We start from the raw sequence: 15,272 nt of genomic DNA, 5'->3' as shown, positions 1-15,272 counted from the left end.
TAACCCTACAACTTGTCGGTTGTAAACCATCTGCGTTTTGGAGAATCGACATGAGCCCATCCGGGAGCGGGGCGTGCACGGCTCGCCCGTCAACCAGTACGCGCCGTTCTACCTGTGGAACGACGTGGGTGCGATGGCCGAGTTCGTCGTCGGCGGGGGCGGGTTCCAGAACATCGTCCGCGACTTCGGCCGACCGGCCGTCCAGCACTGGACCGGTGTGGCCCGCGAGAGCGGCCCCGCGCGGAGTTCGGCCCCCAGGTCCGCCACCCGGCGGCTGACCGACGTACTGCTCGGCTCCGGCACGGACGGCCTGGGCACCGCCGAGGCCGTCCGTCGCGAGATCGACGCGCTGCGCGAACTGGCCCGGCACGACGGCGTGCACACCGCGGCGCTCGGCCTCGATCCCGAGCGCTGGAGGCTCGTGCGGTTCGTCCTGTGGCGGGACGCGCCGGGCGAGCCGGACGACGCCGCCGAGCGGTACGAGGTCCTGCACCTGTCCGCCCCACACCTGGACGACCTGCCCGACGGCCGCGCCTGGTGATCCCGGGAGGCGGTGCCGGGCGGCGTCGGCTCCACGCGCTACCGTTGCCCGGACACCGCCGCGAACCACGCCCGAGAGCGGTCCCATCACCCTCGGCGACACCCGGATTCCCGCCCCTGACCTGCGGCGTCGCCACAGTTCACTCTCCCGTCCGCCAGAGGGCCCTTCCCCCACTGGCGCGCGGTGCTACTGGGTAGTAACATTGACTTGTTACTAGTCGGTAGATCCGCGTGTACAGACACCGCGGCCGGGACACAGCGGAGCTGTCCATGACGCATTACAAGAGCAACCTGCGCGACATCGAGTTCAACCTGTTCGAGGTGTTCAAGCGCCAGGACGTGCTGGGCAAGGGTCCGTTCGAGGAACTCGACGAGGACACCGCCCGCACCATCCTCGACGAGGTCAACCGGCTCGCCACCGGTGTCGTCGCCGAGTCCTTCGAGGACGCCGACCGCAACCCGCCGGTCTTCGACCCGAAGACGAACACGGTCGCGATCCCCGAGAGCCTGAAGAAGTCCTACCAGGCCTACATGGACGCCGGCTGGTACAACCTCGACCTCTCCCCCGAACTCGGCGGCCTCGGCGCCCCCCGCTCCCTCGTCTGGGCCGCGTCCGAGCTCATTCTCGGCGCCAACCCCGCCATCCACATGTACTCCGCGGGTCCGGGCTTCGCGAGCATCCTCCACGCCGAGGGCAACGAGAAGCAGAAGGAGTTCGCCAAGCTCGCGATCGAGCGCGGCTGGGGCGCCACCATGGTGCTGACCGAGCCGGACGCCGGTTCCGACGTCGGCGCCGGGCGCACCAAGGCGATCGACCAGGGCGACGGCACCTGGCACATCGAGGGCGTCAAGCGCTTCATCACCTCGGCCGAGCAGGACATGACCGAGAACATCTTCCACCTGGTGCTCGCGCGCCCCGAGGGCGCGGGCCCCGGCACCAAGGGTCTCTCGCTCTTCCTGGTCCCCAAGTACCTGGTCAACGAGGACGGCTCCCTCGGTGAGCGCAACGGCGCCTACGTGACCAACGTCGAGCACAAGATGGGCCTCAAGGCCTCCACCACCTGCGAGCTGACCTTCGGCGACAAGCACCCCGCCGTCGGCTACCTCGTCGGCGACAAGCACGACGGCATCCGCCAGATGTTCCTCATCATCGAGTACGCGCGCATGATGGTCGGGACGAAGGCGATCGCCACCCTGTCCACCGGCTACCTCAACGCGCTGGAGTACGCCAAGGAGCGCAAGCAGGGCTCCGACCTGACCGCCGGCGGCGACAAGAACGCCCCCAAGGTCACCATCACGCACCACCCCGACGTGCGCCGCAGCCTCATGACGCAGAAGTCCTACGTCGAGGCCATGCGCGCCCTCATCGTGTTCACCGCCACCCAGCAGGACGCGATCCAGATCGCGCACGCGGCCGGTGAGGACGTCAAGGAGCTGGAGGCGATGAACGACCTCCTGCTGCCGATCGTCAAGGGCGTGGGCTCCGAGCGCTCCTACGCGCTGCTCGCCGAGTCCCTCCAGACCCTGGGCGGCTCCGGGTACCTCCAGGAGTACCCGATCGAGCAGTACATCCGCGACGCCAAGATCGACACCCTCTACGAGGGCACCACCGCCATCCAGGCGCAGGACTTCTTCTTCCGCAAGATCGTGAAGAACGGCGGCGCCGCCATCGGCACGCTCGCCGCCGAGATGAAGGCCTTCGCCCAGAGCGAGGCGGGCAACGGCCAGCTGAAGGAGGAGCGCGAGCTGCTCCTGGAGGCCGTCAAGCACGTCGAGAAGATCGTCGAGCTCATGGTCGGCCACACGATGGGTTCGGTCGAGGAGCCGCGCGAGCTGTACAAGGTGGGCCTGAACTCCACCCGCCTGCTCATGGCCTTCGGTGACGTCATCCTGTCCTGGCTGCTGCTGCGCCAGGCCGAGATCGCGCTGAACAGCATCGACGGCGCCGAGGGCGACGACAAGGACTTCTACACCGGCAAGATCGCCGCCGCGCGCTTCTTCGCCGAGCAGTTCCTGCCGCGCATCGCCGCCGAGCGCCGGATCGCCGAGGGCGTGAAGCTGGACCTGATGGACGTGCCCGAGTCCGCGTTCTGACGCGTTCGGGCGTCCGACGACGGGCGGGGCGGCCGCGGCCGCCCCGCCCGTTCGGCGTCGCGTGGAACGTCGGGGTCAGGCGACTCTCAGGCGCTCCACGGGTTGCGCGGTGACCTCGGCGATCAGCTCGAAGTCCTTGTCGAGATGGAGGACGGTCAGACCGGCGCGTTCGGCCACGGCCGCGATGAGCAGGTCCGGCACACCGGCGGCCCTGTGCTGCCCCCGGTCGGCGAGCATGGCCTGGACCTCGACCGCGCGCTCCTCCATCGCCGGTGTGACGTACTCGACCGGCATCGCCGAGAGCGGAGGGCGGTCGAGGTAGTTTCTCAGTTCGCCACCGGACCTCGCGGAGAACCCCGCCTCCAGCCGGGTCACCGTCGAGATCCGAACCAATCCTCGCTCGATGCGCAGGGCCCAGTCACGCGCGTCGGGGCTCGCCCCCAACCGCACCAACGCGGACTTGTCGATCAGCCAGGTCATTCCCACGCCCTCTTCATGACCTCCGGATCCCCGAGGTCCGAGAACACCTCGGCGAAGCGCGACAGGTCGTCCTCGGTCACCGAGGTGGCGGCGGTTCTCGCCGTCCGCTCCAGAGAGCGTCTCAGGTACTCGCTGCGGGACAGGCCCTGTCTCTTGGCGTCCGCGTCGATCGCGGTCAGGACACTGTCCGGCACGTTGCGGATCAGGACGTCGGCCACAGGATCACCCCCAAGTGATATCTCATGATATCAACCGTGGAGGTCAGGCCCGGCGCGTGCCTCGCAGCACCATGGCCCAGAGCGCGACCGTCGCGGCGAGCGTGGTGGCGCAGATGGGCGCGAACGCCCACTGGAAGGAGGTCGGCGCCTCCGGAAGGACCTGGAGCACCGACCCGGCCAGCACCGTGCACAGCACCGTCGTGGAGAAGCCCGCCATGTTCACCAGGCCGGAGGCGACCCCCGTGCGGCTGGCGGGCACGCCGTCCCGGGCGAAGTCGAAGGAGATCGTCGGCGCGAGGGTCTGGCCCAGCGCCAGCACGGCCAGCACCGCCACGCCCACCGGTGTGGGGGCCCCGCCCGGCCACGCCACCAGGAGCACCAGCCCCGTGCTCGCCGACGTGGCCAGGGTCAGACCGAGCCACACCCGCGCGCCCGGCCGACGCCCGATCACCGCGCCCGCGAACGGGGCGGTCCACAGCGCTCCGGCCGCCAGTGCCGTGAGCGTCAGCGCCGCCGTGCCCTCGGCCAGTCCCAGACCGCCCACCAGGAACGGGTAGCCCCACAGCACCATCATCATCGTGAACGGCGCCATGACGGCCGCGTGGTGCACCATCCCGATCCGCGGACCGCGCGCCCGCAGCGCCTCCCTGAGCGCCTCCCACACGGGGATCGGCGCGGCCACGGTCGCCCGCCCGGCCGCCCCGGCGGGACGGTCCCGCACGATCACGAGCACCAGCGACGCCATGAGCGCCGTGAGGCCCGCCGTCGCGAGGAAGGCGGGCACCCATCCCACGCCCTCCAGGGCCCACGCGAGCGGCGCCGCGCTGGCCACCTGGCCGGCCCCGCCGACCACGCCGGTGAGCCCGCTGACGAGCGCGTAGCGCGAACGGGGGAACCACAGGGCGGCCAGGCGGATGACGTTGAGGAAGACGAGGGCGTCCCCGAGGCCGATGAGGAACCGGCCCCCGACGGCCGCCTCCACCCCGGGCGCGAGCGCGAACAGGCACGCCCCGACCGACATCGCGCCCATGCCGATCACGAGCGTGTGCCGGGGGCCGAGGCGGTCGGCCAGCAGCCCGGAGGGCACCTGGAGGAGGACGTAGACGAGGAGCTGGAGCATCGGAAGGACGGAGAGCAGCGCCGGGCCGACGTCGAACCGCTCCTGGGCCTCCAGGGCGGCGACGCCGAGCCCGTTGCGGTGCAGCATCGCCAGGAAGTAGCCGCCGACGGCGACACCCCACACGATCCAGGCGCGGGCGCCTCCGACGGGTTCGACGGGGACGGTCTCCTCGCGCTGGGCGATGGGGTCACCGGATGTACGGGTGTGTGTCACTGCGCGGCTTCTCTCCTCGTTGGACCCGTTCCAGTGTCCTCCAGGCGCGCGACCGGCCCATACACGGGGGTCGGCGGCGGCGCAAGACGGGCCCGAACGGCCGTGGCCAGGCCGGCCCGGATCGGGCAAGACACGCCCCAACCCGGGTCAAGAGTCGCTCACCTGCGTAAAGTCACCCCGGGTGACATCCACCCATCCGTGCGTCGCGGAATCGGGTGACCCTGGCGACAGTCCGCACGAGACACCGAATCTCTTTCGGCGCGAGAACGAGTCGCAACCCAGTTCGAAGAACAGGTCTTGAACTGGTGGTTCTTGAATAGGTACAGTCGATACCCATTCGTTAAATGTGACATTGGCCACATCCAAAAGCCTCGACCACGGAGGGTCGGGTACTGCTAGCATCCGGAGCGCAAAGAATAACTACGAGGTAACGACACAGTTCACGCCTCGCCAACTTTGTGGAGGGAACCCGCCACGGCGGCGCCCCTCGTACCGCGGCGCATGGTCGCGACAAGCGCACACGGTCAGCACCGCGGCACCCGAGACACCCACTGGAGACGACCTTGAGTCACTGGCGCCTGAACAATCCCCGGGCCTCCCGGGCGAAGTCGGCTCTCGCCAGACGAGTCAAGCACAAGCCCCGCCACGCCTTCTGCGCCGAGCGCGCGATCATGGCGCTCCTGGGCGAGCTCGCCTCCCTGACCCCCCGCCAGCTCTACTGGTCGGGGACCTCGGACATGGCCGTCATGTCGGTCCAGCGCGACGTCAACGTCTGGTGTCGCGACGGCCGGTTCTTCTGGACCGACCTCTTCCGCGGTGGTCAGACCGTCTCCCACCCCGCGAGCGACCCGGTCGGCGCGGCCGCGCTGCTCAACCCGTTCGCGCGGATCTCCGAGTCCTCCTACACCCAGCACCGCCGCGCGTTGGCCGAACTCACCGCCGCCTGACCCGGGACGCGCCCACACGCCCCCGGCGGCCTCCCCTCACTCCGGACATCGCGCCGGGAATGTCCTGATCTGCGAAACTGTCCCTTCCAACGCAGACGGACGAAGGGACACACCGTGGGCACACACGTCGCGAGCGAGGACCGGTACGACTCCGTGGAGTACCGCCGCTGCGGTCACAGCGGCCTGCACCTGCCCCGCCTCTCCCTCGGCCTGTGGCAGAACTTCGGCTCCGACCGCGACCTGGAGGGTCAGCGCCGCATCCTCCTGCGCGCCTTCGACCTCGGGATCTTCCACCTCGACCTGGCCAACAACTACGGCCCGCCGCCCGGCAGCGCCGAGGAGAACCTGGGCCGGATCCTCGCCCGGGACCTGCGCCCCTACCGCGACGAGCTCGTCATCACCACCAAGGCCGGGTACGTCATGGGTCCCGGCCCCCACCAGCACGGCGGCTCGCGCAAGTACCTGCTCTCCTCCCTGGACGGCTCCCTCCGGCGGATGGGCCTGGACCACGTCGACGTCTTCTACAGCCACTGCCCCGACCCGGAGACGCCGCTGGAGGAGACCATGCTGGCGCTCCACCACGCCGTGGTCTCCGGCCGCGCGATGTACGCCGGGATCTCCTCCTACGGCCCCGCCGCCACCCGCGAGGCCGCGCGGATCATGCGCGAGCTGGGCACACCCCTCGTCGTCCACCAGCCCTCCTACTCCATGCTCAACCGCTGGGTCGAGGACGGACTCCTGGCCGCCGCCGCCGACGAGGGCATGGGCGTGGTCGCCTTCTCCCCGCTGGCCCAGGGCGTGCTGACCTCCCGCTACCTGGGCGGCGACGTGCCCGCCGACTCCCGGGCCGGGGTGGGCCGCCCCAGCTGGCGGGAGCACATGCTCTCCGACGCGATCCTCGAACGCGCACGCGCGCTGAACCAGATCGCCGCCGAACGCGGCCAGAGCCTGGCGCAGATGGCGATCTCCTGGGTCCTGCGGGACCAGGGCCCGCGCACGGTGACCACGGCGCTCGTCGGCGCCTCCAGCGTGGAGCAGCTCGAACACAACCTGGACGCGCTGAACGCGCCGGAGTTCACCGACGAGGAACTGCGCCGCATCGACGGGTGGGCGGTGGAGTCCGACGTCAACATCTGGGCCGGGGCCACCGCCTCCCGTCCCTGACGCACCGGCCGTGCCCGGTCGCGGCCCGGCCACGCGGCACCGGGTCGGAGCTGGGGCGCTGGGACGTCCGCGCGTGAACGGCTAGATTGACGCACAGGACGCCCCCTCTCCTCCCCACCCAGCCCCGCCCCGGCCGGAACGGCCGCCGGCCGGGCCCGCGACCCCCGTGAGGACGCCCACCCGCCGTGCAGCCGCTCACCCCAGGAGACCCTCCGCGCATCGGTCCGCACCGCCTCCTCGCCCGCCTCGGCGCGGGCGGGATGGGCGAGGTCTACCTCGCGCGCAGCCCCGACGGGCACCTGTGCGCCCTGAAGGCGGTCAAGGAGGACCTGGCCCACGACGCCCAGTTCCGGGCGCGCTTCCGCCGGGAGATCCGGGCCGCGCGACTGGTCCGGGGGCCCTTCGTCCCCAGGGTCGTGGACGCCGACCCCGACGCGCCCGCCCCGTGGATGGCCACCGAGTACGTGCCCGGCCCCACGCTGAAGGAGGCCGTCCTGAGGGGCGGTCCCCTCCCCGAGCCGTCGCTGCGCGTCCTGGCCCTGGGGCTGGCCCGCGCGCTGTGCACCATCCACGAGGCGGGGATCACCCACCGCGACCTCAAGCCGAGCAACGTCCTGCTGTCCCCGCGCGGCCCCCAGGTGATCGACTTCGGGATCGCCCGCGCCGTGGAGGGCACGGTCCTGACCCGCACCGGGCAGACCCTGGGCACCCCCGCCTACACCTCTCCGGAGCAGATCACCGGCGAGGAGGTCTCCGCCCGCAGCGACGTGTTCTCGATGGCCGGGACGGTGGTCTTCGCGGCCCTCGGGGAGCCGCCGTTCGGCTCGGGCCGTCCGTCCGCCGTCCTGGGCCGGGTCCTGGACGGCGACCCCTTCGTCGACGCGGTGCCCGAGGGGCCGCTCCGCGACGTGGTCGCCGCGTGCCTGGCCAAGGACCCGGCGGACCGGCCCGACGCCGAACGCGTGCGGGAGGAGCTGTCCGCGCTGCCGCTGCCGTCGGCGGAGCACGGATGGCTGCCCTCCCCCGTCGCCCGGCAGATCGACGACAGGCGGAGCGAGTCCCGTCGCGCCGACGAGGCCGAGCGCACCACGGTTCCCCTGGACGGCGGCGCGGCCGCGCCCGACGCCGTGGAGCCCGGTCCCCCGCCCGGCGCCGGAGCGGACTCCCCCGACCGTGGCGCCCGCCGTCCCCGGTGGCGGCGGCGCGCCGCCGTCACCGGGGCTGCGGCGGTGTCAGCCCTGGTCATCGTGGGCGCGGCCGCGCTGGCGGTCACCGCGCTCCCGCTCCCCGGCCAGGATCCGCCGCCCTCGGCCGGCACCGGCGGCGACCCCTCGGACGGTCCCTCCGGCGGCCCCGACCCCTCCGACGCGGCGCCGTCGGTGACGCTCGACGGTTTCGTCTACGACCTCGTCTTCTCCGACGACGGGGAGAGGCTGTACGTCTTCGGTTCGGGCACCCTCTCCACCTGGGACTGGCGCGAGGGCGTCCCCGTCGACGTCTTCGAGCCCGCCCCGTACGCCGCCTACGCCACCTCCACCGGTTACGTCGCCGCCGCGACCGACGGCTACGTCGAGGTGTGGGAGGGGTCGAGCGAGAACCGCGTCGCCGTCGTGGCCGACGAGAACGAGGAGTACGGCGCCTACGACATGCCCGCCCTGACCGACGACGGCTCCCGGCTGGCCCTCCTCGCCTCCGAGGACGGGACGCCCGAGGGCGACCGCGTGATCCAGGTCTGGGACGTGGCGACCGACACCGCCGAGGTCGAGATCCCCGTCGAGGGCGTCGTCGCCGACATCCACTTCACCGGCGACGGCTCCCGGCTCGTCGCCACCGTGGCCACCCGCGACTACGCGACCCACCTGGGCGTGGTCGTGTGGGACGCCGCCTCCGGCCGGGAGCTGCACCGGATCTCCGGGGACGAGCAGTACGCCTTCGCCCTCTCCCCCGACGGATCCACCCTGGCCGTCGTCGACGAGACCAACCGCGCCCGGCTCGTCGACGCGGCCACCGGCGCGGCCGTCCGGGAGCTGGCCCCCGTCGACGGGGAGCACGAACGGATCCACGACCTGTCCTTCTCCGCCGACGGCGAGCGGGTCCTCGCCGGGACGTACCCGTCGCCGACGGGCCGGGGCAGCGTGTGGGACGCCGCGACCGGCGCGCTCCTGCGTGACGAGGACGTCTTCGTCTACGACCCGGTCGCGGTCCACCCGGACGGGGAGCACATCGCCACCCCCGTCTCCGAGTCCGGGGGCAACACCATCCTGATCCTGGACTCCGACTACGCCGTCGTCTCCGAGCTGTCCTGACCCGCACCGGAAGGCCACCATGCAGCAGCCCGCCCCCGACGACCCGCGCAGGGTCGGCCCCTACCGGATCGCCGCGCTCCTGGGCGCGGGCGGCATGGGCCGCGTCCACCTCGGGCTGGACGCCGCGGGAGCCTCCGCGGCCGTGAAGGTGGTCCGGGCCGAGTACGCCTACGACCCCGACTTCCGCGAGCGCTTCGCCCAGGAGCTGGAGCTGGCCCGGCTCGTCCTGGGCGAGAACGTCCCCCGGGTGCTGGCGGCCGACACCAGTGGGCGGATCCCCTGGATGGCCACCGAGTACGTCAGGGGGCCCTCGCTGCACGACCTCGTCCACGCCACGAGGCCGCTCCCGGAGGAGAGCGTGCGCTTCCTCGCCCGGGGCGTCGCCCGCGCCCTGGAGGGCGTCCACGCCAAGGGGCTGGTGCACCGCGACCTCAAACCGGGCAACGTCATGGTGGCGGTCGGCGGGCCCCGGGTGATCGACTTCGGCGTCTCGGGGGCGATCGGCGACGCCCGCCGGGAGCGCGACGGGGAGGACGACGGGGACGCGGAACGGACCCGTCCCGTCGGAACCCCGGGCTACATGTCCCCGGAGGTCGTCCGCGGGGAGCGGTACGGTCCGCCCTCGGACGTCTTCGCGCTCGGCGGGACGCTGGTGTACGCCCTCACCGGGACCGGCCCCTTCGGTGAGGGCCACCCGTCCGCCGTGATGTACCGCGTCGCCCACCAGGACCCCGTCCTGAGCGGGGTGCCCGGGTCCCTGCGCGGGATCGTCTCCGCCTGCCTGGACAAGGACCCCGGCCGTCGGCCGAGCGCCGCGGAGGTCCTCCGGGCGCTGGGCGGCCCCGCCGGACCGGCTCCGCGGGCCTCCGCGTGGCTGCCCCCGGCCGCGTGCGCGGTGCTCGACGGGATCGCGCGCGAGCACCGCGACGCCGTGCGGTCGGCGGCCCGCGCCGAGGGGGAGCGGGGGTCCCTGGCCGGTCGGCTGCTCATCGCCGGAGCGGCGGTGGTCGCGCTGGTCCTCATGGGCGGGTTCGGCGTGTGGTCGCTGGGCGGGGTCGACCTCATCCGGGCCGAGGTCCCCGGCTCCGGTCCGTCCCCGACCGGGACACCCGTGGCACGCGAGGTGTGCGACCCCGCCGAGCACCTGGCGGAGGAGTTCACCCGGCCGGCGGAGGCCGACACGCTCCCGGAGCCGGACGGACCGCTCCACCCGGCGTTCTCCAGTGACGGATCGGTCCTCGCCGTCGGCGCGCCCCAGGGGATCTTCCTCATGGACTGGCGGGACGGCGCCCGCCTCGCGTGGATCGACGTCGAGATTCCGCTGCCGTACGGGAAGCCCGCGTTCAGCCCGAACGACTGCCTGATCGCCTTCACCACCGACTCCGGCACCCGGGTGTACACGCTGGAGACCGGGGAGAGCACCGTGATCGGCGAGGGGCAGGAGGTGAGCACCGCCGAGTTCTCCCCGGACGGGTCCGAGCTGACCGTGGCCACCTCGGAGGGGAGCCCCGGTGTCGTGACCTACGACGTGGCGACCGGCGAGGTCGTCCACGCCTATCCGGAGGCCGCGAACGGGGCCCGGATCGCCACCTACTCCCCGGACGGGTCGCTCCTCGCGGCCCACACCCACATCAGCGACCTGTTCGTGTGGGACACCGAGACGCGCGAGGTGGTCGGGCAGGGCGACGACATGGGCTACCACCTGGGCGAGACGGACCTGATCCTGACCGAGGACGACGACCTCCTGTTCCACGCCGACGACGGGCCGCGCAGGCAGAACGTCCTCGACGGGGAGGAGCCCGCCGCGTTCGTGCCCGCCGTCCAGCCCGAGGGCACCCTGGAGCAGTTCGTGTACAGCCCCCAGGCGGACCGCCTGTACGCGACCTACCTCGCCATGGGCTCCCCGCGGTCCGAGGGCGTGATGAAGGTGTGGGAGTACTCCACGGGTGTGGAGCTGACGGCGGAGTCGGACGAGGGGTTCGTCACCGAGATCACCCTCCACCCCGACGGCGAGGTCTTCGTGGGGTTCCCGCCGAGCGGCTCCGGCATGTGGGTCGTGGACGCGGTCGAACTCCGCCTGATCACCACCATCGACTGACGGTTCCGCACCCCACGGGAAGGCCCCATGCTCCCGCTCCACCCCCACGACCCGCCGTCCGTCGGCCCCTACCGCCTCCACCGGCGGTTGGGCGAGGAGGCGTTCACCCGCGTCTACCTCGGTTCGGGCGGTGGCGGGGACCCCGTCGCCGTCAAGGTGGCGCGCTCCGGGCACGCCACCGACCCCGACTTCCGGGCGGCCTTCGCCCAACGGGTGGTGTCGGCGCTCGACGCGACCGGCCCCCACGTGTGCGCCGTGTGGAACGCGGACCTGGAGGGCGCGGTGCCGTGGGTGGCCGTCGCCCGCCCGCTCGGGCCGAGCCTGGCCCACCTGGTGCGCGAGCACGGGCCGCTGTCGGCGGACGCGTTGGTCCCGCTCGCGCTCGCGCTCGCCCAGGGGTTGGCGGACCTGCACGCGTCCGACCGCGCGCACGGGTCGCTGTGGCCGGACGGGGTGCTGCTGACGCGGGAGTCGGCGGTGCTGGCCGACCCCGGGTTGGAGTGGCTGGCGCGCGACGGAGCCGAACGCGCGCCGCACCCGGCGTTCGCGGCGCCGGAGGGCGGGGCGGGACCGGCCGCGGACGTGCTGTCGTGGGCGGCGACGCTGTGCTTCGCGGCCAGCGGGGTCGAGGGGCCGCGCGGACTGCCCCGGATCCCGCTACAGCTGCGCGGGCTGGTCGACGCGTGCCTGAAGCGCCACCCCGCCCTGCGTCCCAGCGCCGCGGACCTGGTGCGGATGCTCGGCGGTCCCGCCGCCCCGGATCCGTGGCCGCCGGAGGTGCGGGCCGCGATCGAGGCCACGGCGGCGCGGCAGCGGTCGGCCCTCGGCCCCGACGGCGAGGGGGCGCCGGGCCCCGGCGCGCGCGACGGGGGCGGTGGCGCGGACGGCGCCCGAGCGCGACGACGCCGGGGCCGACTCCTGGCGGCCACGGGACTGGCGCTCGCCCTGGTGGCGGGTTCGGCCGCGGCCTGGGCGTACGACTGGCCGCGGGACGCTCCCGCCGAGGAGGGCGGCGGGAACGACGCCGGGGGAGGAGGCGGCGCCGAGGGGTTGATCACCGACGCGGGCTGCCTGGACGGCACCGGCTACCCGGCGCCGGAGTCGGAGCCCGACGGGGCCGGGGCGCACCCGATCGGCCTGGCGTTCAGCCCGGACGGCGACGCGTTGGCCGTGACCACCCTGGGGTACGGGCTGATGGTGTGGGACTGGCGGGAACGGGAGGAGATCGCCCGCCCGTCCGGCACGGTCGACTACGCGTCCGACCCCGTGTTCGCGCCGACGGGGTGCGCGGTGGCCGCGTCCGTCCCCGTCGAGTACGAGGCGGTCGACGGCACGGTGTCGGTCGCGCACGTCTTCGACCTGCCGTCCGGCACGACCACCGAGCACCTGGGACCGCAGGTCGGCCCGGAGGAGACCGGCGGGGTGTGGCCGACCCGACCGCGCGACGCGCGCGACATCGCGTTCAGCCCCGACGGGGACCTGCTCGCGGTGGCGGTGACGGCTGACCTGGGCGAGGACAGCGTGGGGCTCGTCGATCTGACGACGGGCGAGGCGGCGGGGTCGGTGGCGCCCCACCAGGTGGCGGAGATGGAGTTCGCCGGTCCCGACCGCGTCGCCACGGTCCAGTCGGGGGTCGTCTCGCTGTGGGACGTCGACACGGGCGAGGAGCCGTACACCGTGCGCGGGGCCGTGTCCTCGCGGTTCGCCGTGGTCCCCGGACGTGAGGAGCTGGTGCACGACGACCGGCGGGGGCTGGTGTGGGTCGACTACACCACCCGCGCCGCGTTGGGCTCCTTCGAACCGGCTGGGCTCCCCGACGACGCCTCGCTGGTCGACGTCACCGTGGGGCGGGGGCGGGTGTACGCGAGCTGGGAGTCCTACGCCGACGCGGAGGGGGCGAACCGCGCCATGGGCCACGTGTGGGACATGGCGTCCGGGGAGGATCTCGCCGACCGCGACGGCGCGGTGGACTTCCGGCGGATCGCGGTGCACCCGGAGGGCGAGGTCCTGGCCGCCGTCACCGCCGACCGCCGGGTGGTGATCGTCGATCCGGAGACGCTGGAGCCCGGCGACCCGCTGTTCTGACGAGGCGGGCGGTAGCGTGGAGATCCGTGTCCGCCAGGCGAGGGAGCAGGACCATGCTGAGATCCGCGATCCGACGTGCCCGACGCGCCGAGGGCGCCGTCCCCGGCCGCCGTCCCAGCCCCGCGCTGGACGCGCTCACGCACATGGTGGAGCGCACCGGCGGCGCGGCCAGGGCCGCCACCGTGTTCGGCGAGCCGGTGGCGTCGGGGGCGACCACGGTCGTGCCGGTCGCGCGGGTCAGCGCCCTGAGCACGATGGGCGGCGGATCGAGTCGGATCCCGGGCGCCGACGGGGCCGGGGGCGCGGGGTTGGCGCGGGTACGGCCCGCCGGTTTCATCGTCCTCGACGGCGCGGGCGCCGACTACCGCCCCATCCGCCAGCCCGTGGCCATGCTCGTCGTGCCGCTCGCGGTCATCGCGGCGGTCACGGCCACCCGGATCGTGGGGGTCTCCCTCAGGGAGGCCCGTCGTCGGCGGCGCCGCGCGGGCGTGCGGGCGCTGCGGGGTTCGGCGGCCTTCGCGTGCTCGGAGTGCTCCTGTGAGGCCGACGGGGAGGAGACCGCACACGCGTGAACCGCACGCGCCCCGGTCACTCGACGCCGGACATCCGCGCGACGAACGCGAACAGACCCATCCCCCAGGCGAAGACCGCGCACATCGCGATGATGACCAGCACCTCGGTCCAGTTGAGCAGGCGGCGCAGGGACGCGCGCGGCACGTCGGTCAGGCGCACCCAGCTCAGCACGCCCAGGACCATGCCCGCCAACAGCACCGCCACCGGCAGCCACGGGCCCAGCGCCGGGTACTCCCCGATCGCCGCCACGCCCGTGGCCCCGAGGCCCAGCACACCCGCGAGCCGCAGCGGCAGCACGTGCCGGATCCGGTCGAACAGCCGCGAACGCATCACCAGCAGCACCGACAGCAGACCGCCCAGGAGCAGGTCCGGCAGTCCCCCGGCCATGAAGGCCAGCAGCACCGTGACCGCCCCGCCGCTCAGCGCGGAGCCCAGCACGAGGCCCAGCAGCATCCGGTCGCTGTTGGTGAAGGTGTCCTCGAACCGCTCCGTGGCGACCTGGCCCGAACGCCCCACCTCGTAGTCGAGTCCCGAGAGCCCGCCCATCACCATGGCCACCCGCGGAAGGGCCCCGACGCACAGGGTCAGGGCGAGCCCCATCGCGCGGACACCCTGCACCGGGTCCACGAACACGCCGACGCCCACCAGCACCGCCGCCGTCACCGCGATCACGCCCAGCGCGGCGATGTAGGCCAGGCCCGTCTCGTGCAGCGCCCAACCGACCCCGGCCACCAGGAGCGCGCCGGTCAGGGCGAACGCCGACATCACCAGGACGCCGACGTCGGCCACCAGCCCCGCCGCGAGCACGGCGGTCAACGCGCCCCAGGCGCACGCCGTGGCGAAAAGGACGTGGGCGACGGCGGGCAGCGGGCGTCGGGCCGCGAGGAGCATGGCCGCGATCGCGAAGAGCGTGCCGACGCTCGCCACACCCAGGTGACCGGCCGACGGGCGCAGCCACATCATCAACACCAGCATCGCCAAGGGGCCGATTCCGGCCACGAGGAGGCCGAAGGAGAGCGTCGTCGTCGGGTTCCAGATCCGGGCGGTCTCGTCGACCCGGTCCTCCACGGCTCCGCGCACGTCGTCCACGTGCGCCGGCCGGCTGGGCGCCGTGCGCCGGTCGAGCATGAGGACGTCGCCGTCGTGGACCCCGGCGCTCTCCAGCGGTTCCTCCAACCGCACCGGGGAACCGTCGACGGTGGTCAGGGACCAGTGGGCGGGTTCGGTGCCCTCCTCCCGGGGCGCGCACACCTCCACGATGCGCGGCATCAGCGTCGCCACGGGCACGCTGCCGGGCAGTGCCAGGTCGGCCCAGCGGTCCGGTCCTGTGACGGTGACCCGGCAGTATCCACTCACACCCATGATTCCCTTGCCGTCGTCTTCGGGGGTCGTCTCCGCTCGGGGGGTACAGACCGACGCGAATTAGGCGATTCG

The 15,272-nt window shown here is 73.2% G+C and carries 12 protein-coding genes; 8 read left to right on the top strand and 4 right to left on the bottom strand.

Annotated features, from left to right (window positions below):
• Nucleotides 1–37: 37 nt before the first annotated feature.
• Nucleotides 38–541, top strand: coding sequence for a DUF4865 family protein (locus AB0I72_RS22755; protein ID WP_358571943.1), 504 nt, complete (start codon nucleotides 38–40; stop codon nucleotides 539–541).
• A gap of 269 nt (nucleotides 542–810) precedes the next feature.
• Complete coding sequence (locus AB0I72_RS22750) at nucleotides 811–2,634, top strand: acyl-CoA dehydrogenase (protein ID WP_358571941.1); 1,824 nt, start codon at nucleotides 811–813, stop codon at nucleotides 2,632–2,634.
• Nucleotides 2,635–2,709: 75 nt separating this feature from the next.
• Here the strand turns inward: AB0I72_RS22750 and AB0I72_RS22745 are convergent, their stop codons facing one another.
• Genes AB0I72_RS22745 through AB0I72_RS22735 form a run of 3 tightly spaced genes read right to left on the bottom strand, consistent with a single transcriptional unit; the run spans nucleotide 2,710 to nucleotide 4,635 of the window.
• The gene (locus AB0I72_RS22745) at nucleotides 2,710–3,114 is read right to left on the bottom strand and encodes a PIN domain nuclease (RefSeq protein ID WP_358571939.1); all 405 of its coding nucleotides are present in this window, start codon (nucleotides 3,112–3,114) and stop codon (nucleotides 2,710–2,712) included.
• Nucleotides 3,111–3,332 (bottom strand): ribbon-helix-helix protein, CopG family, encoded by a 222-nt coding sequence (locus AB0I72_RS22740; protein WP_358571937.1) that lies wholly within the window; start codon nucleotides 3,330–3,332, stop codon nucleotides 3,111–3,113. Before AB0I72_RS22740 ends, AB0I72_RS22745 begins: the two co-directional genes overlap by 4 nt.
• Nucleotides 3,333–3,375: 43 nt before the next feature.
• Nucleotides 3,376–4,635, bottom strand: a complete 1,260-nt coding sequence (locus tag AB0I72_RS22735; RefSeq protein ID WP_358572042.1) for an MFS transporter — start codon at nucleotides 4,633–4,635, stop codon at nucleotides 3,376–3,378.
• A 593-nt stretch (nucleotides 4,636–5,228) separates the two neighbouring features.
• Between AB0I72_RS22735 and AB0I72_RS22730 the strand changes: the two genes are divergently transcribed.
• The 6 genes from AB0I72_RS22730 to AB0I72_RS22705 all read left to right on the top strand — a co-directional run bounded on the left by AB0I72_RS22730 (nucleotide 5,229) and on the right by AB0I72_RS22705 (nucleotide 13,837).
• The gene (locus tag AB0I72_RS22730) at nucleotides 5,229–5,612 is read left to right on the top strand and encodes a hypothetical protein (RefSeq protein ID WP_358571935.1); all 384 of its coding nucleotides are present in this window, start codon (nucleotides 5,229–5,231) and stop codon (nucleotides 5,610–5,612) included.
• A 114-nt stretch (nucleotides 5,613–5,726) separates the two neighbouring features.
• Nucleotides 5,727–6,776, top strand: a complete 1,050-nt coding sequence (locus AB0I72_RS22725) for an aldo/keto reductase (RefSeq protein WP_358571933.1) — start codon at nucleotides 5,727–5,729, stop codon at nucleotides 6,774–6,776.
• Between the two features lie 185 nt (nucleotides 6,777–6,961).
• Nucleotides 6,962–9,082 carry a protein kinase gene (locus tag AB0I72_RS22720; RefSeq protein ID WP_358571931.1) on the top strand — a complete coding sequence of 707 codons (2,121 nt, stop codon included), beginning with the start codon at nucleotides 6,962–6,964 and terminating at the stop codon, nucleotides 9,080–9,082.
• Nucleotides 9,083–9,101: 19 nt separating this feature from the next.
• Nucleotides 9,102–11,180: a WD40 repeat domain-containing serine/threonine protein kinase gene (locus tag AB0I72_RS22715; RefSeq protein WP_358571929.1), complete on the top strand. Its 2,079-nt coding sequence runs from the start codon at nucleotides 9,102–9,104 to the stop codon at nucleotides 11,178–11,180.
• A 27-nt stretch (nucleotides 11,181–11,207) separates the two neighbouring features.
• Complete coding sequence (locus AB0I72_RS22710) at nucleotides 11,208–13,265, top strand: protein kinase (protein WP_358571927.1); 2,058 nt, start codon at nucleotides 11,208–11,210, stop codon at nucleotides 13,263–13,265.
• Nucleotides 13,266–13,408: 143 nt separating this feature from the next.
• A complete protein-coding gene (locus AB0I72_RS22705; protein WP_358572040.1) occupies nucleotides 13,409–13,837 on the top strand; it encodes a hypothetical protein in 429 nt (142 codons plus the stop codon).
• Between the two features lie 16 nt (nucleotides 13,838–13,853).
• Here AB0I72_RS22705 and eccD read toward each other — a convergent pair whose 3' ends face one another.
• Nucleotides 13,854–15,194 (bottom strand): type VII secretion integral membrane protein EccD, encoded by a 1,341-nt coding sequence (eccD, locus tag AB0I72_RS22700; protein ID WP_358572038.1) that lies wholly within the window; start codon nucleotides 15,192–15,194, stop codon nucleotides 13,854–13,856.
• Between the last annotated feature and the right edge of the window lie 78 nt (nucleotides 15,195–15,272).

The organism is Nocardiopsis sp. NPDC049922 (genome assembly GCF_040660275.1).
Lineage (GTDB): Bacteria > Actinomycetota > Actinomycetes > Streptosporangiales > Streptosporangiaceae > Nocardiopsis.
The sequence above is the reverse complement of the archived record's forward strand: the minus strand, read 5'-3'. Positions and strand labels throughout refer to the sequence as shown.